Origin of the sequence: Pedobacter terrae, from assembly GCF_900100705.1 — a bacterium.
Lineage (GTDB): Bacteria > Bacteroidota > Bacteroidia > Sphingobacteriales > Sphingobacteriaceae > Pedobacter > Pedobacter terrae.
This window is the reverse complement of record NZ_FNCH01000001.1, coordinates 548,227-574,003: the sequence shown is the minus strand read 5'-3', so window position 1 is coordinate 574,003 and position 25,777 is coordinate 548,227. Positions and strand designations below refer to the sequence as shown.

The window sequence follows — 25,777 nt, the reverse complement described above, 5'->3', positions numbered from 1 at the left end:
TATTCTAATCAGCCATTAGAACTGATTATTGACCAAACTCCGATAATGAGTTAAAGTAGTAGGTTTTTCCAGCCTGCGTTTTAAAGCTATACCTAAAATCTTTGCCTGATTTTTGCTCATTTATGCCTCTTACATTTCCTTTTAACTGATTTGGGCTCCTGATCACACAGTTCTCGCCTGATAAAGATCTGATGGCTACAGCCACCACTTTGTTATCCCTCCATTGCAGATCGGTAATTTCGAAGTTTCCACGGGCCCTTAAACCTCTAATACTTCCTTTAGCCCATCGATCGGGTAGCGCAGGCAGGAGTTGCAATTCGCCTGCCTGGCTTTGCAACAACATTTCTGAAATACCGGCTATGTAACCAAAGTTCCCATCAATTTGAAAGGGTGGATGCGCACAGAATAGATTGGCATAAATACCACCACCGTTGTTATAATCGGTACCCGAGCCACCAACTGGCGTGATAAAATTTTGTAAGATCTTATAAGCATGGCTTCCATCCTGTAAACGTGCCCAGAAATTCATTTTCCAGGCCATCGACCAACCCGTTGATTCATCGCCACGGGCAGTTAAAGTTACCCTGGCTGCTTTTGCGAGTTCTGGTGTTTTAATGGTACTGATCTCTCTTCCGGGATGTAAACCAAAGAGCTGTGAAACGTGCCTGTGTTGATCAGTAGGATCATCGCGATCAGTTTCCCATTCCTGTAGCTGGCCCCATTTCCCGATTTTGGGTTTCAGTAAGTGCGCTTTAAGGTCTGCAATATGTTTACTGTATTCGGCATCAATGCCTAAAACATCAGCGGCTTCAATATAGTTGGTAAACAGATCAAACACGATTTGCTGATCATGCGTTACCCCATCTTCAGTTGGTCCATGCTCCGGCGACCAGCCCATTGGCGATACCAACGTACCGTCCGGTCTTCGTTTCAAATGATCATCCCAAAATTCAGCGATTTCTTTTATAATCGGGTAGGCGAAATTTTTTAAGTAATTTTTATCGTTTGTAAAAGCATAATGTTCCCAAAGCGCCTGTGCATACCAGGCACTTCCTGGTGTATTCCACAGAAAACTCATGCCGCCAAAAATATTGTTTTCGGTTTTTACGGTCCATCCCCTGGTATTGGGATATTGCCTGCGGGTGGCAATGGCACTCACTGCTCTCATGCTATTAATGTAATCCAGGTATGGGATCATACACTCAGCAAGATTGGTCGGCTCAGCCAGCCAATAATTCATCTGTATATTGATGTTGGAGTGGTAATCGCTGCCCCATGGCGGGTTGTTGCTTTCGTTCCAAAGGCCTTGCAAATTGGCAGGCAAACCACCTGGCCTTGACGAACTAATCAATAGATATCGTCCATATTGGAAAATTAAAGCTTCGAGGGCCGGGTCGGCAACTTTTTTATAGTTGATCAACCTTTGGTATGTAGGTAGCTTTTGGGTATCTGCATCACTCATTCCAAGGTTTATCGCAAGTCGGTTATATAAATTGCTGTAATCCTGAATATGCGTTTTTAAAAGTTTATCGTAACGCCTGGCTTTAACCGCGTTTAAGATACGCGCAATTTTAGGCGCTGGCTCTTCACCTTTCCAGTTTTGCTCGCGTTTGTTGTTATAATTGGTAGCGGCAGTAAGAATTATTGTAACCGAATCAGCATTTGTTATTTTTAACTGCTCATTATTACCATCTTTTACCGACTCAAGCTTTCCATTTTCTACTTTAACTATAGCAGTAGCTTGGTAAGTCATGCCATTTGGCAATTTACCAGTGATCTGAATGATATTTCCGCTGGCCGTTATTTTGCCGTCATGCGCATCTTTTAAGTCAATAACTGCCGAGTAAGCGTTTTTCTGGTTTGCCGTAAAGCGCAGCACCATCACTTTATCCGGAAAACTACAAAAATACTCGCGTTTAAACTGGATGCCATTTTGGGTATAATTAATGGTATGTACAGCCCTAGTCATATCGAGTTTGCGACTGTAGTTGGTAAATTGCTGGTCTTTGTTATCAAAATCAATAAAGAGGTCACCAAAAGCCTGATAAGTGCCACGGTCATTTTCATCGCCTGTCCACAACGTATTATCATTAAATTGGATGTGTTCCTGATTTACACCACCAAAAATCATCCCGCCTATGCGGCCATTGCCAATAGGATAGGCCTCAGTCATCCATTGCTTTGCAGGTTGATTATCCCACATTGTAAAAGCTGCATCTTCTTTGTTTTGAGCCTGAAGCTGGTTGATAAAGCAGCAGAGCAGTAAGCAGGATAATAGGGTGCAAACTATGTTTTGCCTGTAGTTTAAAAGCATGTTGGTTATTTGATTAGTGTGTAAATCAAAGATATATAAAATAGAAGTGGAGGCAGGGAAAGCCAGGCAATAAAGCATCCCGATATTTGGCAAATTATTCAACTATTTAAGCACCCAGCATGGAGAATCCGTTAAATTTATGAGTAACTATTCTGATATTTTATAGAGGACTTTAAGAGATTTTATATATTTGATAGAAAACTAAAACGTTTTATGTGAAATGAAATTGCTAACCAAATCCTTAACCATCCTTTTAATACTGAGTGTTGTGAATTTGAGCCGAGCTCAGGCACAAACTAAATTAACGCCATACGTAAATACTTTCATTGGCACGGCACCTTTAACTGATCCTAACATTTTAGGGTATGAGCTGCCTGAAGGTTGGCGATCGTGGGCGGGTTTAACCTTTCCGGGCAGTTCTCTGCCGAATGCGATGGTGCAGCTGAGCCCGATTACGGAATTTGGATCTGGTGCCGGCTACGAATACGAAGATGATACCATTTACGGTTTTGCACATACCAATAAAGGCCACTGGAACCTATGTAATATTCCCATTCTACCGCTATCCAAACCGAACGGAAAATTTGGATCAAAATTTTCTCACCAAAAAGAAAGTGCTGCACCGGGCTTTTACCAGGTTTATCTGGATGACTACCAGGTAAATGTTAGGCTTACTTCAACTTTGAGATGTGGATTTCATGAATACACCTACAAAGATAATACCGACAGGCAAATTCTGTTCAGTATGGGTAAAGCCAACAGCAGAGTTAATACATGGAATATTGCGCAAGACGGTCCGTCGGCCATACAGGGCTTTCAAGGAGGCGAAAACGTATATTTTTATGCCGTGGTAAACGGAAAGATCGATCAACTTGATATCACGGAAGAAGGCAAACGCTCTGGTTATGCCATTGTGCACCTCGCCGATGGAGACAAAAAACCAGTCGAGCTAAAAATCGGCTTATCATTTGTAAGTATAGCCAATGCTAAAGAAAATCTGGAAAAAGAAATCGGTAATAAAACTTTTATGCAGATCCGCCGGGAGGCGACTGAAAAATGGGAGGCACTTTTATCCAACATCCAGGTAAAGGGCGGAACAGAAAAACAAAAACAGATGTTGTACTCCTGCCTGTACAGGTCTTTTTTATGGCCAGCTTTGCGAAGCGATGTTAACGGTGAGTTTAGAGATGCAAAACGCAACGTAGTGAAGGGAAATTTCAATTATTATACAGAACCATCACTTTGGGATACCTACCGCAATAAAGATGTGCTTTTAGGGCTGATTACGCCTAAAGTAACCCTTGATGTAATTAAATCCATGAAAGATGTTGGCGATAAAACGGGTTTTATTCCCACTTTTTTTCATGGAGATCATGGTGCATCATCCATTGCAGGCGCTTATTTGAGGGGAATCGATGATTTCGATGTCAAAGGCACCTACCAGATTTTGTTACGCAATGCCAATGTGGCTGGTGGAGCCCGTCCGTTTGTGAAAGAATATATAGAAAAAGGATATATTTCGGATCCTGATGTTAAAAATCCACATGTAGAAACCAAAGCCAAAGCAGGTGTTTCTAAAACGCTGGAGTACGCTTATGATGATTATTCGCTGGCTCAAATTGCTAAAAAACTAGGCGACAGCAGTAATTACCACACGCTGATGACCCGATCTAAGAATTATAAAAACATGTTCGACCCGGCTACGCGGTTTATGAGGGGCAGATTAGAAAATGGCGATTGGATCAAACCTTTCAATCCACAATATCCTTATTACGAGTATATGTACAGAGAAGCCAATGCATGGCAGGTTTCATTTTATGCGCCGCATGATATGAAAGGTTTAATCGAACTTTATGGCGGTGCAAAAGGCTTCGAATCCAAACTGGACTCCCTGTTTACGGTACCGTGGAACCCGAAATATATTGCCCGTAATGTAGAAACCATGATTGGACAATATTGCCAGGGCAACCAGCCAGATCATGAAGCACCTTTCGCTTATACCTTTATTGGAAAGCCAGAAAAATCGCAAAAAATCATTGATAAAATCTTAAACGAATTATACGGTATCGGTGATGATGGTTTGGCGCTCTCTGGAATGGATGATGCCGGCGAAATGTCTGCCTGGTATGTATTCAGCTCCTTAGGTTTGTATCCCTTTTCTGCAACTGATGCGGAATATTTAGTTACTGCCCCGCTTTTTGATGAAGTTAAATGGAAAACCAGTACCGGGAAATTATTAACGATTACCAAACCGGGCAAGGGCAGGGCGATTAATCAGATTAAAGTAAACGGGAAAGTAAGCAATGGATATTTTATCTCTCATGATCTGTTTAAATATGGTGGGAAGGTAGAAATTGGTACTAAGTAAAATTATGTTTGTTAAAGAATTTTTATAATCAGCTAGGATTGATTGGAAATTTTCTTCGTTATCATTCATTTGAAATATTGGTCTACTAAATCTGATTGATGAAATTATAGTCCTTTGGCAACGACTGTCCGGTTTAAGAATACGCTAACCTAGTTGACGATTTGAAAGAAAAAGCTCTTCAACGGGATGACAAGGGCAAGCCTTACAAAGAAGCGATAGAAGCTAAGCATTTAATGACCGTGTAGCAAGATAAGCTATAAAGAGGTTGCGAGAGCAGCCTCTTTTTTTTTGAAAACAATGCAACTTAAGAAAGTGCCAATGATTGGTTTATGTTAATATATATCGTGCCAAAAATTATAAATAACATCATATGCTTAGAATAAGTAATATAATGTATATTTTTATCTCATTATCGAAATTGTATAACAGATAATTGGGTAATACATTCTACATAATTACTTTTATTTCCCCAAATTGTAGAATATATTTACCAATTCAAATTTATACTTTTTTGTGTAGTATATTAACGATTTACCCACATCCCTTTTTCTATGTTTATTTTACAACAGTCACGCTCTTGTAGTGCATACTCATTTGAATTATGTATTGTGTCAGGCGTTTAGACATATTAAAGCTATCCTCCTTAACTGCACGGCTTTTGCTGTGTGGCTTACTTTTTTTATTACTTTCTCTTTGTACTTTAAAATCTGCTGCAGAAGGCAGTAAGGATCTTTACCCAGCTGGAGCAATAGGTAATAGGGCATTTTTATATGCAAACACCGACAATGTTAATTTCACAGACAGGTATCCTTTTAAAACTAAAGGAGCTCACTTTGTTTATGCCAAAGCAAACGAGACAATTGCAGTAGCCTCAAGTGCCCTGGGAATAAACAATGGACAAATAATCGTCACTTCGCCAAATGGAACTATCGTTACTTATAATGTCGCAACGGGTGGCGTGGGTCGTATTTCCAGTAGAACAGCAGAGTTAGCAGGACCATTAGGTGCTGGTGGCTATACACCAATTACGGTTGTAGTTACTGCAGCAAATGAAGGGGTTTGGAAAGTAGAATTTGTAGCGCCGGTAGGAAATGGTAATAGTAGCGATATCACCGCGCCCGATATTTCAGCAAATGCGAATTGGACCCAGGCAACGGGTAACACAGCAAATTATATAGCTGCTTGGGATGTTTCGGTAAGAAATTCGGAAAATTCGGGCTGGCTTAAAGGTCGGGTTTATACCAATGTGCTAAACCTTGGTATTAATAACAACTTTACGAGTAGTGCAAAAGGATTTAATGTAACCAATTATATTCTTACCGAAGATGGGAGAGCCTATCGCGTAAAAACCAATGGTAATAACGGTTGGGCTTTTACTTTTTTTTCTAATAACAATGGCTTTGCTGTAAATGGGGTAGCTACTTACAAAAGTTTAGATGCATCTACGCAGGACGCTCTTGCTGGGCTTCATGATCCCAGAACTCCTGATGATGCTTTAAATAAAACACATAAAATTTTCTATAATCAGCCCAATGCTGATCTACCGCCAATAGGCGCAGCTTATATTACTGCGGCAAACCAAACTACATGGCTCAAGAAAATTGCTGTTTTACCAATCATTACAGATTTAAAATTTACCGGTGTTGAAGGAACCGATAGCAAAATAAGCTATAAAGGAGCGAAAATATCCTTCACGGCTTCTTCATCAGGTAGTTACCAGATTACCATTCCGATAGCCAATAGTGCCAGTCGTGTTATTAATGGTTCTGCTGCTCAAGGTTATAATGAAATATTTTGGGATGTTAAAGACGGTAATGGAAATTTAGTACCACCAGGTCCTATTACCCCATTGGTGCAAACGTTCTTAAGGTCGGCTGAGGTTCATTTTCCATACATAGACATGGAAATCAATCCACAGGGAATTATTATCGAATTAATAGAGAACAATACCAGTTATAATGTAAATCCTGCCAATACTAATCCAGCAGAATACAGTGATATTGTTTATTGGGATGATGTAAACATCACTAATGCGGGTGTAGCCGGCCGTAATAGTTCTAATCCGGTAACGAATTTAACTGGTGTAAGTAGTAATACGAATGGGCATAAGTTTGGTGCTTATAGTACCGCAAATCAATTTGGGGATAGCCGTTCAATGGATACCTGGACATATATAGAAAGTGGAAAAACAACGCAGTTAGTTAATATAGAAATACTAAAAGCAGACTTAAAAATAGAGTCAGTTAATCCAGATTTAGCTAAGTATTTTTCGGATCGAACCATCACTTATACGGTTAGGGTTCAAAATGATGGTCCTTCAGCTGCTAACGGATCAAATTTATCGATTGCAGTACCAGCGGGGTTAACCATTGGCCTGGTAACAACAGCAAATGCAAGTGTAGGCGTAACTGTAAATAATGGTATAACTACCGCACAAGGCTATACCGCATTGCTTGACTTGCCTAACCAGGCTGTTATCGATTTTATTGTTGTAGCTACTTTTACAGGAAGTTATGATCAAACATTTAGCAACACAAAGGCAAGCATATTAAGGCCTGCCGATTTAACCGATCCAGATGCTACAGGCAATAACGCTTCAGGCCCGGTAAACGCAGATGAAGAATGTTTAAACGGAGCTTCTTCTGGCATTGGCTTATGTAACAACATCAAATACAATACAGTTAATGGGCAAGAGGTATGCCAGGGAAATAATATTGTGCCTGTAAGCTATCCTTTATCTGCCGATGGAACACAATTTGAAAACTCAACGCTACCAACGGCACTGAGTTTACAAGACGCTTCAGGAAACCGAACAATAAGCGGTAGCCTATCTTCTGCTGGTATACAAACATTTTATATCAAAACATTAAACACTAAAAGAACCCAAACTAATGTAATTATAAGGGCTAATACCTTGCCGGATGCTACAGCAAATGGTCCTCTGAGCGTTTGCGTTGATGCGAATGATAACCCAGCAATCAGTTTTATTGGTTCCGGCGCTTTGGGTGCTTATGAATTTAGCTACACGGTTAACAATGGTACTGTACAAACCATTACCACATCTTCAAATTCAGCTACAGCAACGGTTGTCATACCTTTAAGTAGTACCGGCACATTTACCTACCAATTACTATCGGTTAAAGATCTAACAACAAACTGTAGTCAGGCAAAAAATCTAGCCGTAACCGTAAATATTCTACCTAAACCTAACAAAGCACATATTCAGTTAAACAATTAATAAAAATCACCCGAACAATGAAAACAACGTTTATCAAATCAATTTTTGCTGCATTTATTATCCTTTTGAGTGTAAATGCAAAGAGTGAGGCACAAACTTACTATCCAGTTTATTTGTGTGATGGAGGAACTGCAACCCTTCACACCCCAGAAGAAAGTACTTTATCAGCTGGCGACAAAGTCCATTGGTATTTAGAAGGTACTGAAGTAGCTACTAAAACCTTTAATGGAACAGCTAACGAAACTAATTATGTAACACCAAACAATCTTGCCACTGGTGTGCATAATTATACCAGTATGATAGAATCTTCAGCTGGTTGTTTTGGAGAGGTATCTGCTCCTTTTCAAGTGTATCAACTGCCAGGCAAAACGCTGGCTCTTACTGCAAACAATACTTCTTATTGTGGTGAAAATTCTAGTTTAAGCTCTATAATCACTGCAACGGCTACTACACCCGGACAAGCATTGCCTGCGGGTATAGAGTATGCTTACGTTTGGTCGGCTACTAAGGACGGAACTAATGTAAATCCGCTTTCTGGAATTGGTGCTGATGATGGTTCGAAAACAGATGTAAACAAATTTACCCTTAATACTACTGTTGCTGGTACTTATGTATTTAACGCTACGGTAAAATATGTATTAACTACGGCCAATACTGGTGTGCTCAAATCTGGCGATAATAGAGGGTGTGAGGTTACAGCTACCGCACCACAAACTGTAACGGTAACGCCAAAACCTGTTAAACCTACCATCGTTATCCAATAATGTTGACTATTACAGATCACTAGTTTGAACATCAAACGGTACATATTACTGGCATTCTTCCTACTCCTAACAAACTGGGCATTTGCACAAACAAATCCTAATGTTGTTCGAATCCGTTTGGGTTCATCAATCAATTTTGCAGTAGGAAATCAAGCTGGACTTTACTCGTTCCAATGGTATCGAGATGGGAGGCCTATTGCCAATGCTACAGGGGCAACTTACACCGCAAGTGTGTCGGGTTTATACCAGGTGGTTTCTATAAGTACTGAGGGATGTAGATCTGACTTGTCGGATGGCTTTTTGTTAATAATTGAATATGCAGATTTAGAAGTCCGCAAAATTTCTGAAACGCGATATGTCGGGCCGGGTGAAGGCTTTGAATATCAAATTTCAGTACAGAACAATGGAAATACTACTGCTACAGGAATAGAAGTGATAGATAGATTACCTGGAAACTTGAAATACTTAGGTTTTACAGGAGAGCCGACTGGAGAAGTTACAGTAGTTGATCAGTTGATCTCCTGGAAAATTCCTGCTTTGGCAAATAATCAAAAATTAGTTTTGTCGCTAAAAACTGCGGCAATTAAAGCAGGAAAGGTAATAAATACAGCAAATGTAACTGCTGTGGAGCCGGATCCAAATTTGGCAAACAATGTATCTACAGATGTGAAAGAGATTATTGAGGAAGTGGTGGTACCCAATGTAATTACGCCAAATGGTGATGGCAAAAATGATGTTTTTATTATCGATGGGCTGGAGCTATATCCAAATCATACCTTATTTATTTTTAATAGGTGGGGCAATGAGGTCTATAATAGTAAAGGCGCTTATAAAAATGACTGGAATGGAAATGGTTTAAATGAGGGTACTTATTACTACTTATTAAAGATCAAAGCAAAAGATGGAAGCGAAAGAAGTACTACAGGTTGGATAACATTGATAAAAGATTGATATGTGGAAATTAGCAAAGTTTATTTTATTGTTGTGTGTGTCAGCTCAATGCTTTGCCCAACAAGATGCACAGTATAGCCAATATATTTTCAATGGCATTTATATCAATCCGGCCTACGCTGGCTATCGGGAACGGGTAAATATAAATGCCACTCACAGAAACCAATGGACTGGCATCGAGGGTGCACCCGAAAGTTTTTCATTTGCTGCAGATGCCTTAATGCCAAATGAGCGAGTGGGGTTATCTTTAATAATGAGTGCAGAACAGTTGGGTGCGCAGAAAACCATATCTGCATTTGCCAGTTATGCCTATCGGATACCTATTAATGAAGAGCAAACTTCAAAACTTGCTTTCGGATTGGGTATTGGCGTTATGCAATCTGGCTTAAATGGAGATAGGTTAAATCCCAGGGATCTGTTTGATAATTATATTCCAACCGGTACGGTTAAACAAATACTTCCAGACATGCATGCAGGGGTGTTTTTCTCTACACCTAAAATGTATATAGGCGCATCAGTCAACAATTTAATAGGTAAATATATCTTAGATAAAAAATCTCTAGACTATAACTTTCCAACACCTAAACCACATTATTATTTAACCGGAGGGACCTTAATTCCGATAGAGAAATATTTGATAGACTTTAAACCTTTCTTTTTAATTAAGGATGATATTAAAGGGCCAACTGTACTGGATATAAATGCTTTTTTCTTGTTTAAGCAAATGGTTTGGCTTGGCGCAGGGTATAGAACCGGGATTAAACTTTATAACAAGCCAGCATTGCAAGGTGATCTCCGCAACAATAATGCGCTTATCGGGATGACAGAAATATTTATCAGCCAACGTTTAAGGTTAGGCTATTCTTACGATCATAGCATGAGCAATTTGGCTGGTTATGCAGGTTCTACGCATGAAATTTCTATCAGTTATAATTTTTTTACTTTAAAAGAGAGACAGTTGAATTTCTGCTATTTTTAAAACTATGGAGTGAATACATTGAAACAACAGACGGTATCATGAGTTGTTTCTGCTATCAACGATTAATAAGCATCTTAAAACAAAAACCTTCTCCATAAGTTGAAGAAGGTTATCGTGTGAACCTGTTGTTACAAAACCCGAACCAATTAATTGCGGATTTAACCAAAAAAAAATATCTTGATACGGGCGACTGGATATTGGACGTATCACTTACCCCAGCTCACTATCGAAAAACTTTTTAGTAAATAAAAACCCCTGCGAGTGGGTACTTACAGGGGTTGAAATTTTCAAAACAATAATAGATTAATATACCCTCTTAACTCTGCTTTCGCCTGAGCCATAGTAGAAGTTGACTATTTTCTTATCTCCTTTATTAGGTAGGAGGTAGTTTAAACTGGTGCCTGAATTTGTTGTGAAGTTCAAACCAGAATTAAAAGTCAAAACATATAAATTTTGATAAGTATCATAAAGAGTAGCTCTTGAAAATAAGCCTTTAGCGTTCGCTACGATCTGGCCAGCTGCATCTCTTCTCAAATGAACGTATCCATATCCACCTTCTGGAGAACTGGTCAGCACCAGTTTTCCAGCAATGTTAGTTGTAGCACCTAGAAGTGGTTGGCTTTTAACAAGACTACCTGTAATGTCAACAACAGAAACATCTAATTTTGTATTTGCGTCAAACGTGCTTTGGTTCAAATCATATGAAATGCCATTATAATAATTATAATTGGAGATGTTAAGGCGCTCTAACTGGTAGCCGTCGGTAACAGCGCTTAAGTAAGCAGTATTGTTGTAGTTCCCATTTATCTGGATGTAAAGTTCCCTGCCCAATTTGTCTTTCGGAAACTTCAGGTAGAGCGGACTAACAATGCTTGGAACATTTGCACCATAAGAATTAACGTTAAAATAGGTTTTAATGGAAGCTGCATAAGGCAATTGAAAAGGCGTAGCATTGATATCATTATCTTCTGTACCATACACATACAATTTCTGGTCGGCTTCTACTTGTGCAAAACTAAGCGAATATCCCCCCGGAGCGGCAGGTAACTTTAGCGAGTAAGTACCCGTTGCCGTAGTATACGTTGGAAATTGTACACTATAGTTACCATTGAATCCATTAGGCACAGATGTAGATGCAGTAACCAATACATTTGCACCAACTTTTTCTGGTGTAGTATTCGTTAAGTCAGTATCAATGTATAACGTTCCGGAAATTTCATTTAATAATTCAGCTGTATTCCACAATTTGGCCGTTCCTAAAGTGATGTCCTTACGCATAATCTGCGTGGCTGCATAGCCCGTTTTGGTGATTAGGAATGTACTGGTGGGGAACAAGTATAAAGAAGTAAAAGTAGCTATACCCTGTGCACTTGTTTTGGTTGAGAAAAGCTTTCCTTCTGATGAAACAATTACATCCGCGTCAGCAACCGGAGCATTGGTCACTACATCAGTAACCGCAACACTATAATCTTGTTTAGCAGCAGCAATAGCATTTGTACGGGCAAGGCTATCATTCAATTTTAATTGCTGAAGCGCAGCGGTGTTAATCAACTGCTGAAGTGCGTTCGCACCTTTCTGTTTTAAAGTCTCTAAATCCAGTTCATGCTGGTATTTTAGCGAAAGTAATTCCTTTTGAGCAGCAATTGCATCTGCTTCTGAAAATTCGTCCTTTGAACAACCTGTGGCATAGAGTGCCAGGACGACTAAAAATAGTCTGGTAAATTTTAATTTCATATAAATAGTTCTGGATTAAGATTTTTCGGTTACTGTACCGGAATGAGGAGGCCAAGTTTGGATACAAAAGAGTTGGATCTGATATCGCTTCCGAAACCAACCTTCTCCATATAAGAATAACTTTCTCTTGCCGGAGTTGCGCCAGCGAGGTACCTGAATTCTAATAGTAATTTCACCTTGCTAAATAATGGCAAACGCAAATCTGCCCCAATCAGTAAGTTAATTCTATCTCTATTATACCTGCTGGTTACATTTTCTGAGTCTGATACAGTGGAAATAATGTCTTCACCAGGCAATAAATCTCCGGTTTTCTGATAGCGCGCTGTTGCATTAAAATTATAGGCATAGCTGCCACCAATGTATACGGCAGGTTTCCAATCCTTCTTTAACGGAATGCTATATCTGAGAAGCAATGGTATATTCAGGCTATTTAAGTGCACGGAACTGTTTTTCACATTTTTTGTCGTGAAATCTTCCGGCAACCCAAATCGTGTGTCGTCCTTAAAAGTTAATAATTGGCCGCCCTGTTGAATAAAATTGGCTTCCAACTGAAGGCTGAATTGTTTATAAATATTGTAGGTAACCAGCACTCCGGCAACATATCCGGTATTAATGCCGGTTTGTGGCTGACCGTTGCTAAATTTGTTTACCGTGAGTCCTCCGGCAATACCAATCTCGAATTTAGAAAGGGTAGATTCAACAATAGTCGTATCAGCCTTGCTTTGAGCATTAGCGGTATTAAGAAATGAAAAAACGGAGACGAAGCCTAGTATAGAAGCGGAATAAAGCTTACAAATTGCAAAAAATTGCAACTTTGGAATTAGAGGGCGCATTAAGTTTTGTTTGGTCGGCGAAGTTAGAAAAAATTTCTAAATAATATAGTTGATGCTTTATTTTTAAGATTTCTATTTTTTTACTTGCTGATTTTTTAAAATAGTGTTGTATTAATTGCAGCGTATCGAGGTAGCAGATGTGTCTCAATGCCTGGTTGTTTCTATCCCGCGTATTCTTTAAGCGCGAAGAAATCCCAACTTCCTCCGATCCTTATTCGTGTTCTATAGGAGCCCTAGTGCATGATGGTTGCATTTTAGTGCATTTTTAGAACACATATTCATCATACCAGAAAACCGGAGTTTTTTGCGGTTCCGTATGTCGATCCCATTAAGGACTACTTATTCAAAGCAGCCTTTTTATTAATTGTCAGTAGTGAGCATGTAAGGTGTTCAACATAATTATTAGATATGTTCTCGCACTTTTAATCATTTATAGATGTTGGAAAGGAGCTGTTTCCACCATTTAAGTCAGGAAAAACGGCTGATGATACTTGAAAAACCGCTGCTTGTGTGTAGCCTGAATTTGAATCGGGTCTATTGGTCTGCGGTATCATCAAATGAAGTATAAATCCTGTTTAAATTGTAACGCTAAACTTTGGGTAAGCTGTAACCGTTGTGATCATTTGCCAGCAGGTATTTATCGTCGATCTGCTGGTCTGTAAACTGGTGTTTGACATTGTTCCATGATAATTTTTGTCCGCTTCTGAAGGCAATATTTTCCATATGGGCAACGGTAGCTACATGTGCAGCATCCCGTACAGAGCAGTTCAGTTCTTCTTTTTTCCTGGACCTGACCACACTAAAGAAATTAACCATATGATTGTCCAGTCCATTATCTGAGGATTTAACAAAAGGCTTGCTCACTTTATTGCAGCTTACCTTTTCTTCAATAACCTCCCAGGCTTGCCTATTGAGAATCAGCGCATCGTTGTTACCGATATATGCAATCCAATGGTTGCGATTATAAGAGCCGTTATCGATGCACATGGCAGAATCCCATACCATGTTGAACTTGTCATACTCATATAAGGTAGAGCGTATCAGGAGTTTCTTCATACAGATCATTATAGGCAAAGCGGCCACTTAGTGCAGATATGGTTTTTGGTACAGGTGAATTCATACCCAGCAAGCCATAATCCAATAAATGCACACCCCAGTCGGTCATTAACCCACCGACATAATCCCAAAACCATCGAAAATTGAAGTGATATCTGCTGGCATTGAATGCTCTTTATTTGCAGGCCCAAGCCACATGGCATAAATCGACGCCGGCAGGAGCCTAAGAACTAACGAAAATTTGTGTGATTCCACTGGGATTGGCTCAGTCCCCGCAAAACCCCGAACTCGGCCAAAAATGCTAAGTGATTCTAGGCTACTGCACTATATTAAATGCAAAAGAGTAAGGTTGACATTCAACAGGGGATATTACCCTACGATTTGATAGTGGGTTATCAAAAATATTATCACTGAAACGACAAGTAAAGAAATGGATAAATATGTTGTTTTCAGGCTGTAAGTATGGAGATTATAAAAACCTTGACGTTAATTGATGTACACTGTACTGCGCCGTGTTACCTCTAAAGTCTGTAATAGTGCCAGCAAGACTTTGGAGGAAATTTTCCATGAAACCGAAATCGTTTAAAAAAAAGCAGCCACTCGATTTACATAGTGGCTGTTAGAGAAGGTATAATTACCTATAGTCATTTTGATAACCAATCACAAAATACATTTACCCTTTTCGAGCGAACGTTATACCAAAAGCTAAAGAATTGACCTTCTTAAACAAAGGTTCCTCATAACCGGATGTGTAGGTAACATTAATTCCTAGCTGACTCATGAAATAGTAATCTAGTTTAAACTGTAAATAATTTTTGTCTTTGCCTGTGCCAATACTTAGTTCATCTTTCAAAATGTGGTTGTACTTGTAAATTCCTGATAGTTTTAAATGATGATAAGAATCGTCTTTTGCTTTAAAAGCATTAAGTGCTAACCCAATTGGAATGACATATTTTCCATAAGAGTTAGTTGCTTTTGTTTCTACACTTTGAAGTCGTTTACCAAATCCATACTTGAAACCAACACCAAAGTCAACAACTGTCTCGTTTGTACTTGTATAACTGTAATTAAGTGCGAATCCCGGAGAAAGATAGTACAGATAATTGTTAAAAGTTTTGTCGGCTATAAAATCCGGACCAATTTCAAAGCTACCCCATAGTGTACCCCATGTTGTGTTAGGAGTATCTTTATTAAGCTTTCTTGAAAAACCAAGAGGGAGACCTATTGAAACATTATTTGCCGTCAAGGTAGTATAGCTGCCAAGATTAACATCCGCCGTCGGTTTTACAAAAAAGTTTAGTTTTTCTAATGCCGGGATGTTAATTAGGTAGAAGGTGCCGGGACCTTCTGATTTTCCCGGAATCCTATTTAGATCAATTGTGAAAGATACATTGGAAGAATCGCTACTAATGAAATTTTTCGTATAGCCTATAGAAAATATTCTATCCTGCGACATGCTTGGTAACGAGAATAGTAACGCTATTGCAAAAAGCAAATTCCGCTTATTTCTAAATGTTAGATGTGTCATAGTTTTTTATTGCTTTTACTAACTGGTTAATCGTTTTTATCGATACAAATAGATCGTTTGTGAGTTCGGTGCTCTTAATAAAACGCATACGTCGCTTAAGATTTGGAGCTAAGATTGACTTCAATGAAGCGGAGAAAAATTTGGATAGTTTAGGGTCCGTTTCCGGAGGACTATACAACGCTTTGATGTCAAGTTCAGTGAAGTTGCTGAGAATGTCAATTTCTTCAATGACAATTCTGGTAATCTGGGTTTCAGTCATATTTTTGAGATTTGTTAAATGGATAATGTGAAGTTAAAGAAGGGTTATAGCAATAGTTAGGGTGTTTCTCCCATATTTATCCCGTCTTTTTACCCTAATGCTAAGTTACTCCATCAAGTGAGTGCAGTTGCAGATTTGATCAAAGCTCTTTCATAATTAGTGTGTGAAAACTTTGTCTTTCCCATTATTAAGCATTGATGATACCTAAGCTTAAAAATCTTTCTCACTTCTTCCTGATAACAAGGTAAGATAGCGCCGGATCATTCATCGTTCTGTCAATTCCAGCATGAGCAATACCCGCTGTACAGGTATCCAACTTCATCAACATATCGCTCAAAAAAGACATTGTATTATAACTATGTCAAAATTGGAAACTAGCGACTATGCATATTCCTTGCTGGGATAGCAGATAGAGAAAACGCATCCTGTTGCCTTTAGCGTAAAGGTTTTCTTTGAGGTATTCTTCGGGAATGATATTTCTTTTCTTCCACGAAGATGCACAGCATCCCACCATCTGAACCGACCTCTTTAAGATTGAAATAATCAAGTAAAACTTCAGGTAATAAGAGTTGCAGCAGTTGTTCAGGGGCAGAAGACAAAACAGATTCTTTTTATAATCCCCCAACTTTTCCGCTTGATCCGTCACTTGCCGAAATACCCAATCAACTTAGTCGCTTCCATTCAAATTCCTCCCTGAAAAAAATCAAATAATTTTCTATTTTTGTTGAAATAACCAAACCAAAGTTAACGCTCTATATGATCACTCCTTCGCGAATCTTTCTCATTCTGCTCGTATTCGCAGTAGTTATACAATTAGGCTGTAAGAAGGACACTGCACTTGTGCAAGAAGATGTTTTTGTTCAGCATACTGAAGACTTTTCTGCCTTAAATATTGAAGTTTCTGGCGCAGGTTACCAGTTTATAGAGCTGCAATGGAAACCGGTAAAAAACTCATACTACAAGCCTGTTAGTTATGCTATTTATGTAGATGACAAGAAAGTGATGGAGGGGATCAGCACAACAAAATACAGCGCGATCAATTTGCTGAGTGGTCAAAAGTACACTCTTAAAGTTGTAGCATCAACTGCTGATGGTCAGGAAGTATCTCAGGTTATAACTACTAGCACATTGAGTCGTAGCACCGATCAATTAAGCACTTACCGAGAATACAATTTGCATAGTTTTTCGTCGATAGGCGGTGCAACCGCAGTTCAAAGGTTTTCAGATGGTGGTCACCTGTTGGTTAAAAATCTCAGTCACGACACTTATTTCGACGATGAGTCCAATAAGATCCTCATCTTCAGAACTGATGCGCAGGGCAACATGCTTTGGTATAAACTACTTTCACCCAAGAACTACAACACCCCCTCTATATATGCCGCCTGGCAACTGATACTACACCATGAGGAACAAGAAGCGATTTTAGCGCTAGGGGATTTTCTAATCAAGTTTTCTACCACCAATGGCGAAATTATTGAGCGAAAATCATATGGTACTACCCTCAACAAACTGATTTTCCAGTGTATTTATTATAACTCAAGCCAAGAACTACTTATTGGCACACAACAAGGAACACTCTTGTGCATAAACCCTAATACGTTAGCATTAAGCTGGATCAGAGAGAATACCGATAAAATAGGAAGTATAATTGACATTAAGGTAGATTCCAAGAAAAACATCTACTATATTTTTGTTGACCGCAGCGACAGGTATCCCAATATACGTATTCATAAATGTGATCTTCAGGGTTTGTTTGTCAAAAGCTTTTTGTTTGATGGTACCCTTCCGGGCGAATCTAACTGGGGCTTTAACATGACTTCTTTGGCAATAGATAAGGAAGACAATTTATACCTGGTTGGGCACAATAATGATTATGCTTTTCTGAGGTTTTTTAAGTTCGACAGCGAAGGAAATGTGATCAAGAAGAATCAAACATCAGACGGGCTTTTAGCTAAAAAGGTTTTTTTAAACGCGAGTGGTGAGGTGGTAATATTAGGTCAGCGCACAGGCTCTGGATTCGTTTCTTATTCGGCCATATATATTTTAGACAGCTCTATGAACATCAAGTCTAAAGTGAATTACACTGATCTTCCCTATCATGCAGTGAGCGGCATTACGGACAATAGCGATGGAACTTACAACATCTTCTTAAACTACTTTACTACTTATACGTACACAAACAAAAATTTCATTTTTATTAAAACCGGTCTCAATGGGAAAATATAGGTCATTTTTGATATTAGCATTGCTATTTGCATGCTGGTCGTGTAAGAAAGATGCAAAACCAGCTAGCGAAGGAATTTCGGTAGAGCATGTTTTTGTAGCATCTATTACCAACAACCAGATCGACATTAGCTATAACCTATCGAGTTTTGGGTATGAAGCAACTGGCGTTATTTATTATAAAAAAGGCAATCCAAGTAGCACACAGCGGGTGCCGGCCGTCCGTACTAAGGAGGGATTAAAATTATCACTTCAAGATTTGTCGGCCAATACAGAGTATGCGATTAAGGTTTATTTTAAAGTTAATGGTACCGAAATACCTGACAGTAAAGAGTATAATATCAAAACACTATCAGAAGAAGCTGCCAGATTTGCATTCCACATTTCCAGTCCAAGTATAAGTTATGATGATCAAGGTAACTTTAACCTAGAAATTGAGGGAGAAAACCTGCAGAATATTAATCTTTCTCAATTGGAATTTACGGTGATGCTCAATAAAACTCAGCTACAATATCCTGTACATATATCGGGTACGCGCTATAGGATCGTTATTCAAGGTACGTTTTCAGTAGAAAATGTGAACTATCCTGTACAGGCTACTTATCAAGGAAAAGAGGTGTTTTGGCAATCAGTTCCCTTTGTTTATAATGGCGACCGTTATTGGATGAATCTTCAGCTGACGAGTTTGCGGGGATATCCACCTTCGGTGTTTCAAAATGAACTTTATTACTTTTATGGCGAGCAGGTTGTAAAATGGAATGATCCAGAGCAGCGGATGTCGGTTATAGAACCTATTCCTCCTGGCAACATCGATCCTTATCTTGCGCTGCCTACCGCCTTTGAGTTTAATGGAAAGCTTTTTTTTCCTCCAATAGCCAGAGGATACGCACCCAATCCTGCGAATATATCAGACTATTACAACTATCCCCAAGGCTGTGCTTATGAACCTGCGACGAGTAAGTGGGCTATATTTGCTTTTAAGGAGTACCATTATCCCAATACCAGCCGAACTATCCTGAACAGCGAATACTTTACCCATAAAGGTGAGCTTTATCTAACCTTCAGTATTATGAACAATGGCATCGTATCGCCAGGTTCACCAAGTAAAATAGACGATTATCTTTATCATTACAATAAAACTACTGAGCGTTTCGATAAATTGCCTGGACTAGGTACACCGATACTAAACTATCATTTCATATCAATCAATAATCAGCTGTATTTATTGGGGCTTAAACCAGTGTATGACCAGGGTTACAAGCTGAGCGCTACGTTTGCTATTTTCAAAATAACAGATCAGTTTACGCTAGAGCCATTTTACCAAGCAGGAACGGATGTTTCTCCAGAGCGTTTTAATGTGAGATACGTGTGCGACTACAATCAAAAGATTTTACTCGCAGTGGCGGCAGACGATTATAAGATATTCGATCTCACAGAGAAAAAACTTTATCAAGTGTACGTTAAAAACAGCTTTTCCAGTATATCCATCAGTGGGCTGTTCAACTATAACAACAAGCATCATATTTTCGCAGATCAAAAGGTTTATGAAATCTCCATTAACAAAGGCCGTTAGAAACGGTCGGGCCATATACGTCCTCTTTTTTCTACTGGTTTTAGGATCCTGCAAAAAACAGCCTGTTGAGGTTACTATTGATGCTTTTGCACAGGTAAATCCAGTGGTAACCTATACCAATGGTGCCTATAATATTCAGTTTACTTTACAAGAATTCCCTTACACCGAAGTTATTGTAAAAGTTGCAGAAAGCAAGGCTATGATTATTCAAAATGCTCAAACGATTCAGACAAATGCTTATCAAATGAGTTTAAATCGATATGGAGTTTTCATTAATAATTTGACTCCCAACAAAACTTATTTTTATCAGATTTTAGTAAAAGATGCAAATACTTCCAGGGAAGCTTATTCTGATGTTTATTCTTTTGGTACTAATCCTTAAACGCTCATGAAATTAAAATTTCAACAACTTGTCTTTGTAATTTTCCTGGTTATTCTTCAATCCTGCAGTAAAGAAGAACAAGTAATGGTACTTCAAGATAAATATGTTCCTGAAGTAAGACCCTCTGAAGTTGCCCTAGAAGATTTCAGTGTGAGTTTGAATGCGAGGGTTTTACAAAGCGGCGAACGGGGCGAATGGAAGGTAATAAGCGGCTTAGTCGTGGCCAATTTTGTCGTTATCGAACAGAAAAATAGCCCATTTAGCAAATTCAAGGGAATTCCGGGGGAACAATATGTGTTGGAATGGAAACATTGGGCCAAAGATGGAACCGAAAGTGTCCTTCAAACCAAGGTTAAGATACCAGAACCAGCAATCGAGATTAAGGATGAAACTTCCAGTAAATTTCAAACAATACGGACCTTATCTGTAAATCCAAAATACAGAGGCACCTGGTCGTTCGAAGGGTCTTACGGTTACCTGATATCCAGATCCTTTGATGGTTTAGCCGAGCCTGCAAACAAAAAACCGAGTATAGAAATACATGCCTTTGCAAACACCCACTATACCGCTACTTACACCTATATTTATGCAGGTAAAACCTTTAAGTATCAGACAGGTTTTAAAACTGGAAATTATACACAGGATGAGGGCCTTTTTGAACTGCAGCTATCCCGCGGCGACGGCAGGGTTATTGAAGATAACCAGGGCAATGTATTGGAATTATATCTCCAGGCATCAGGAATCGCCTGGATCTTCGAGCAGCCAAATGTTTACCCGGCCTTAACCTCATTTACAAAGCTCAGGAAGCTCACTCTGGGCGGATCAAGCTTAGCCGAAATCCCCAAGATTTTTGGTGAGTATTACAGAGATTTAGAAGACTTAAGTATGGATGGCATGGGGCAAAGTACGGTATTTCCAGAAAATTTTGGGAACCTTGCCAAACTCAAAACATTGATCTTTTCGCCAAGAAACACCGCATCTCCTTATAACGAAATTATCTTACCGAAATCTTTCGCAAATTTAAAGGCGCTCGAAACATTCTCTGTTTTACATGCCGGCTATGTCAATTTTAATGGCACGTTAGGAAGTTTGTCCAGCCTAAAAACCTTGAAAACAATAATTAATGCATTAACAGAAGATATTGGAGAACTCAAAGCACTGCAACATGTTGAGCTCGTATGCAGAAGTTCCGCCTTTCCTCAGCGATTGGCAGAATGCACCGCATTAACCTTCCTTAGACTGAATTTTGATGATTCAGCTAGTGGAGATGTCGTGCTAGCATCGCGCATTGGCAACTTAAAAAAATTAGAGACGTTCGAAATCACGAGCAATAAACTAAGGAGCTTGCCTGATTCGTTTGCCGGGCTAACAGTTTTAAAAACGCTATCAATAAACGGAACCGGGCTTCAATCATTACCCGAAAACTTTGGCAATTTGCCTAACCTCGAACGTTTAACGCTTCATGGCAGTTTTACCAAGCTACCTAACAGCTTTGGAAATTTGAGTAAACTGAACAATTTAATGCTCGGCGGAAAAGCTGAATCACTACCGGAGAGTTTTGGCAATCTATTGCAACTTAGCTATTTCAACGCGCAATCTTCCAGCCTGAAAACCCTTCCTAATAGCATTGGAAACTTGAAAAACTTGAAAGAGATCGATTTAAGCTATAGCAAGCTGGAAACCTTACCCGAAACATTTGCCGAATTAGATGGTTTAAAAACTTTAAATTTGGCCGTTACCCAGCTCAAAACATTTCCTAAAGCTATCATTCCTTTAACGGCGATAACCGAGATCAACTTAAATAGTACCAATGTGGGTCTAATTCCCGATGATATAGTTCATATGAAGTTTGGGGTTATATTGAGGCTTAGTGGTATCCCCAATTTAACACTAGATCACCTTAAATATGTGATCAGCATCGCAAAAGGAAAGATTTTTTACACTAGTTTTGGTTATTTCGTTTCCTAAAATCCAATCCCTTTTTTTTTAAAAAAAATTAAGTTCCTGATGACTATACCCTCCAAGCCTTTAGTGCCTACGGGAACAAATTGATACATACGCCTAATATGGATAGAACTGCAAAATAAGGATTCGATTTGACCACGCGTATGTAACCAACTCCATCTGCGGCCCTAGCACGGCTGTTAATCGTTTCAGATTATCAATAATAAGTTCTATAATCTGAAAGAAGCGAGAAGTGCGTTCTAACCAATCGTCATTGACATTACTTGACTAGAATAATCACTTTTAGAAGTTTTTACTCCTGAGAATCAATGGAGTATTATTTTGCTGTTTGAAAAGACTTTACAAGGCAAAAAAATAGGACAAATCAGATGTTTTCTGACTTGTCCCTAGATGTGAACCCGCTGGGCACAAAACTCGAACCACTTTATTAGTGATCTTATGCTTTTAAGCTAGGATGAGGTTCACCTGTAAAAGTGCTGACCTCAGCAACGATCAACCCACCGTAAATCTGGTTGGTTGGTGCGTCCCAGGCCGCCGCGTCCTGATGCGGATGGTATGGATTAGAAGAATAAAAACCTGTATTTAAATTACCTGTCGTGTTTCCTTGTAATTGTATGCCGATTGGCAGCGTACCTTGAATCCCGCAATAATGTGGTGGGGGAGGTGTCATACCTTCCATTTGGAGCTTGACGTTATGAATATCGATCGGGTTATAGGCGGGTGTCCATGAAGGCCAATTATATCGCCAGAAATTGCCCGAATAATAATTGCCATAGGTATTCGTCCATATGGTAACCTGCTGGAAATAATTAGTGCCATATGTTGCCGAATCGTCTGTAAAACCCTGATCGTGCAGGTAAGAATAATAATTTCCGTTGTAAAACCCACTGCCCAGGCCTTGTCCTAACATATTTTTAAGATCTTGCGGAGATGGATAGTGAAAAGCGTTCTGTAAAACCGCTGGCAACCCCCAGTTTCCAAGTGTTCCAAACTGCTGATTATCAAGTACGTTTGTCCCACCTGTCCAGATTCGCAATAAATACGACACATAGCCAAGCACCAAAAATCCCCCTTCAATGCTGTAGTAAATAGGGGCTACTTGTCCGCGGGAATGCGGAATCAGGCAAATTGCCATATCATCCGGTAGTGCACCCATATATCCCTGAAAGTTTTGATAATAGGTTTGAAAGCAGGAACGATACCCCTCGCGCTGGATGACCAGGTTCGGTGTTGCACCGTTTGCTGTTGATCCACCGATGAGCCAGTTGTTGTAATAACTGATTGCATAGGGGCTTGCGGGATATGGGGTACTATTGTTAGAAATACTTTGGTTCTCCAGATAATTGTACGCTTGCATGACCAATTGAACGCCCTGAGTTTGGACACTTGCATAGTAGTGATACAGGCCTTGTATCTTTAAATAAAAGTTCTCATTAGAAAGGAAATTTTGGTTCAGTCCGTTAACACTGGCTAGCTTTGGATAACACTGAAATACGGCTTGGGGAAGTGGCATCTCACCGCTGGCCCCGGTAATCAGATTGTGCATGTCCTGCAAAGCCCAGATGACCCCCACATTGGGGTCGGTGATGTTACCGGCAGCGGTTGTCAGCGTTGCAGACGGGACCCCGGAATTGCTGCTGATACTAAAATTATACGCGTTTTGTACGTTCGTCTGAATCGTGGTTAGCGGCTGAGTTAAGTGTTCTAAAATGGCATTTTGCTGGATGGTGTGCAATACATTCATAATTGCATTAAGGTCATTCAGCATTTGTATCTGGTTATTGATCACCGTTTGCAATTGTTTTGAGATGTTTTGCAGTATTTCCAATACCGGATTTACAGGTTGTCCAAAAATCCATCCTTCCAACAGGCCAAAAAGCTGGGAAGCTGCGAAAGAAACCAGACTTCCTGCGGCTGATTTACCGATGTTGGTTGCCAGATCCTTCAGGCTAAGTCCGGCAGCTTCAGTTCCGACGCTCGCGGCAAGACCATCAGACACTTCGGATAGGGTGGTCATCGTGTCTGTATATACCCCACCTTCAGCATCCAATGTATCCATCCACTGTGGAACATTACATGCCCAGGTGGCAGAAGGCGGAATTATAATAGCTGAAGGGGCTTCAGTTGCTGATATCGGCGCTTCTGTCCCCACAGATGCTGCCTTTGGTGTTGCGAACAGTGGTGTTCCATTCTTTTCTGGATCAGTTTGATTTAGCAATTGATCTGACAGGGCGTCTGGTCCGCCTGCCTCCAACGATTTTGACAGGAACAGACTGGCATCGAAAACTTCAGGATGAGCAATGTGTGCAATGAAATCGGCAGTATATCCGGGCATAAATAAACCAACAGCTTCCCCGAAAAGTAAAGATTTTACCTTTTTTTGTACTTCGTTTTCCTCCACATTGGCTCTGTGGGCCGCAGCTACCATGGATGAGCCCGCATTCAGGTATAAAGTAATCCAGGGAGATCTGGTCTCAGGAATCAGGGCTTCATAATGCACCGCGCCTGTTGTTTGTAGCGTTGAAGCGATGGCGTCATCGGTTAACGATTGTCCTGGAAAACCATATAATCTGCATCCGGGATCAGTAATCACCGCATTCAGCGTAAAGCGGCCGTCGGCAGTAGTAGAGGTGGTGGCGAGTACTTTTTGCTGCCCATTTAATGCAGCAATTGTACCCGTATTTTCGGTACTTAACAATTGTAAGTGACCAGAGATTGTGAGCGTCATAACGTTAATGTTTTGGAGAGTTAAATTTTTAACAAATTTGATATAAAAATAAACTCTGTCCAAATGTTTTCTTAAAAACTTCAGCAAGAAGAAACAAAAAGCACCATATCAGCTATGGGTCTTTTACCGTGTATTTTTATTGCTGGTTAAGTGGTCTCATGCAGCGTCCTTTCGAACAGGCCGTTGAATAGGGAGGTGACGCCTCTGCCTACGCTTAAAGAATTAAAACAGGTCAATAAAACGGTTTATGATATTCTGGCCCGTGCTGCTTATAAGTACCGGTCGGGCGACGATTTTGGTGCGCAAAAGGAAATCAATATCCAATCCAAGGCCTGGTCAGCAATTCCTAACGCTTTTGGCAATGAATTCATTCCCTTGCATACCTATGATAGCGGTTTGGTTAACCTCCATATGATCCGAGTTTGTCATTATGGGTATCCGATAACTAGGTTGGCATTTCAGGAAATTAATTATGGACGTTATCAGGTCATCAGCGGCAATGGAACAGGTGACGTAGTATTGCGTCTTGGCCGTTTCGATTATCGCTTTTCTAATACAGGTGATCTGATAGAATTTAAATAGTAGTAAAGTATATTTGATTAATATGTGGGTTAGTGATTTTATTATTGTTAGCCTCAAATTTAGCTAATAATCTTACAAAGCTTTGAATCGAAATGCATATAGGAGATATTCAGATTGATAAAGGGATTTTTAATGCAGGATATAATCACATAATTTGTTTTGGTAGCCTAGTTTAGCTCCTAACGTATACAATTTGAATAATAAAATGCGAAAATATTATCTTAAGATAATAGAGTATTGATGAGATATATTTATTAAAACTGTCATTGAAATTGACTGTATAAAATAAGTACTTGTAAG

At 39.5% G+C, this 25,777-nt stretch carries 16 protein-coding genes and 1 pseudogene; 10 read left to right on the top strand and 7 right to left on the bottom strand.

All coding sequences use genetic code 11. The features are described 5' to 3' along the window. Positions 1–25: 25 nt before the first annotated feature. Positions 26–2,314 carry a glycoside hydrolase family 95 protein gene (locus BLR60_RS02470; RefSeq protein WP_167354666.1) on the bottom strand — a complete coding sequence of 763 codons (2,289 nt, stop codon included), beginning with the start codon at positions 2,312–2,314 and terminating at the stop codon, positions 26–28. A gap of 220 nt (positions 2,315–2,534) precedes the next feature. On the opposite strand from BLR60_RS02470, the gene BLR60_RS02465 reads away from it, so the two are divergent. The 5 genes from BLR60_RS02465 to BLR60_RS02445 all read left to right on the top strand — a co-directional run bounded on the left by BLR60_RS02465 (position 2,535) and on the right by BLR60_RS02445 (position 10,614). After that, a complete protein-coding gene (locus tag BLR60_RS02465; protein WP_090496460.1) occupies positions 2,535–4,682 on the top strand; it encodes a GH92 family glycosyl hydrolase in 2,148 nt (715 codons plus the stop codon). Positions 4,683–5,340: 658 nt separating this feature from the next. Further along, a complete protein-coding gene (locus BLR60_RS02460) occupies positions 5,341–7,920 on the top strand; it encodes a DUF11 domain-containing protein (RefSeq protein ID WP_143009009.1) in 2,580 nt (859 codons plus the stop codon). Positions 7,921–7,937: 17 nt separating this feature from the next. Further along, positions 7,938–8,684, top strand: coding sequence for a hypothetical protein (locus BLR60_RS02455; protein ID WP_090496458.1), 747 nt, complete (start codon positions 7,938–7,940; stop codon positions 8,682–8,684). A 24-nt stretch (positions 8,685–8,708) separates the two neighbouring features. Then, a complete protein-coding gene (locus BLR60_RS02450) occupies positions 8,709–9,635 on the top strand; it encodes a T9SS type B sorting domain-containing protein (protein ID WP_090496457.1) in 927 nt (308 codons plus the stop codon). 1 nt (position 9,636) lies between these two features. Continuing rightward, positions 9,637–10,614 (top strand): PorP/SprF family type IX secretion system membrane protein, encoded by a 978-nt coding sequence (locus BLR60_RS02445; protein ID WP_090496456.1) that lies wholly within the window; start codon positions 9,637–9,639, stop codon positions 10,612–10,614. 303 nt (positions 10,615–10,917) lie between these two features. On the opposite strand, the gene BLR60_RS02440 is transcribed toward BLR60_RS02445, so the two are convergent. The 5 genes and pseudogenes from BLR60_RS02440 to BLR60_RS02425 form a co-directional block, all read right to left on the bottom strand. Continuing rightward, a complete protein-coding gene (locus BLR60_RS02440; RefSeq protein WP_090496455.1) occupies positions 10,918–12,348 on the bottom strand; it encodes a hypothetical protein in 1,431 nt (476 codons plus the stop codon). 29 nt (positions 12,349–12,377) lie between these two features. Further along, entirely contained in the window at positions 12,378–13,181 is an 804-nt protein-coding gene (locus BLR60_RS02435; protein WP_090496454.1) for a porin family protein, read from the bottom strand. A 588-nt stretch (positions 13,182–13,769) separates the two neighbouring features. Further along, positions 13,770–14,237, bottom strand: a complete 468-nt coding sequence (locus BLR60_RS02430) for a hypothetical protein (RefSeq protein WP_208600552.1) — start codon at positions 14,235–14,237, stop codon at positions 13,770–13,772. Beyond that, a pseudogene (locus BLR60_RS25170) lies at positions 14,203–14,364 on the bottom strand (gfo/Idh/MocA family oxidoreductase); the annotation flags it as partial. The pseudogene BLR60_RS25170 and the gene BLR60_RS02430, both read right to left, overlap by 35 nt. Before the next feature lie 546 nt (positions 14,365–14,910). Further along, complete coding sequence (locus tag BLR60_RS02425; protein WP_143009008.1) at positions 14,911–15,765, bottom strand: hypothetical protein; 855 nt, start codon at positions 15,763–15,765, stop codon at positions 14,911–14,913. Between the two features lie 1,015 nt (positions 15,766–16,780). Here BLR60_RS02425 and BLR60_RS02415 point away from each other — a divergent pair. From BLR60_RS02415 to BLR60_RS02400, 4 genes are read left to right on the top strand one after another with little or no spacing between them, the layout of a single operon-like run. Further along, positions 16,781–18,250 carry a hypothetical protein gene (locus BLR60_RS02415; protein ID WP_090496451.1) on the top strand — a complete coding sequence of 490 codons (1,470 nt, stop codon included), beginning with the start codon at positions 16,781–16,783 and terminating at the stop codon, positions 18,248–18,250. Next, the gene (locus BLR60_RS02410) at positions 18,237–19,820 is read left to right on the top strand and encodes a hypothetical protein (protein WP_090496450.1); all 1,584 of its coding nucleotides are present in this window, start codon (positions 18,237–18,239) and stop codon (positions 19,818–19,820) included. Before BLR60_RS02415 ends, BLR60_RS02410 begins: the two co-directional genes overlap by 14 nt. After that, positions 19,792–20,202, top strand: coding sequence for a hypothetical protein (locus BLR60_RS02405; RefSeq protein ID WP_090496449.1), 411 nt, complete (start codon positions 19,792–19,794; stop codon positions 20,200–20,202). The genes BLR60_RS02410 and BLR60_RS02405 overlap by 29 nt, the downstream gene beginning before the upstream one ends. Positions 20,203–20,208: 6 nt before the next feature. Further along, positions 20,209–22,170, top strand: coding sequence for a leucine-rich repeat domain-containing protein (locus BLR60_RS02400; protein WP_090496448.1), 1,962 nt, complete (start codon positions 20,209–20,211; stop codon positions 22,168–22,170). A 433-nt stretch (positions 22,171–22,603) separates the two neighbouring features. Here BLR60_RS02400 and BLR60_RS02395 read toward each other — a convergent pair whose 3' ends face one another. Beyond that, positions 22,604–24,895, bottom strand: a complete 2,292-nt coding sequence (locus tag BLR60_RS02395) for a hypothetical protein (protein WP_090496447.1) — start codon at positions 24,893–24,895, stop codon at positions 22,604–22,606. A gap of 183 nt (positions 24,896–25,078) precedes the next feature. Here BLR60_RS02395 and BLR60_RS02390 point away from each other — a divergent pair, with 183 nt between their 5' ends. Beyond that, positions 25,079–25,477: a hypothetical protein gene (locus BLR60_RS02390; RefSeq protein ID WP_143009007.1), complete on the top strand. Its 399-nt coding sequence runs from the start codon at positions 25,079–25,081 to the stop codon at positions 25,475–25,477. Positions 25,478–25,777: the final 300 nt, after the last annotated feature.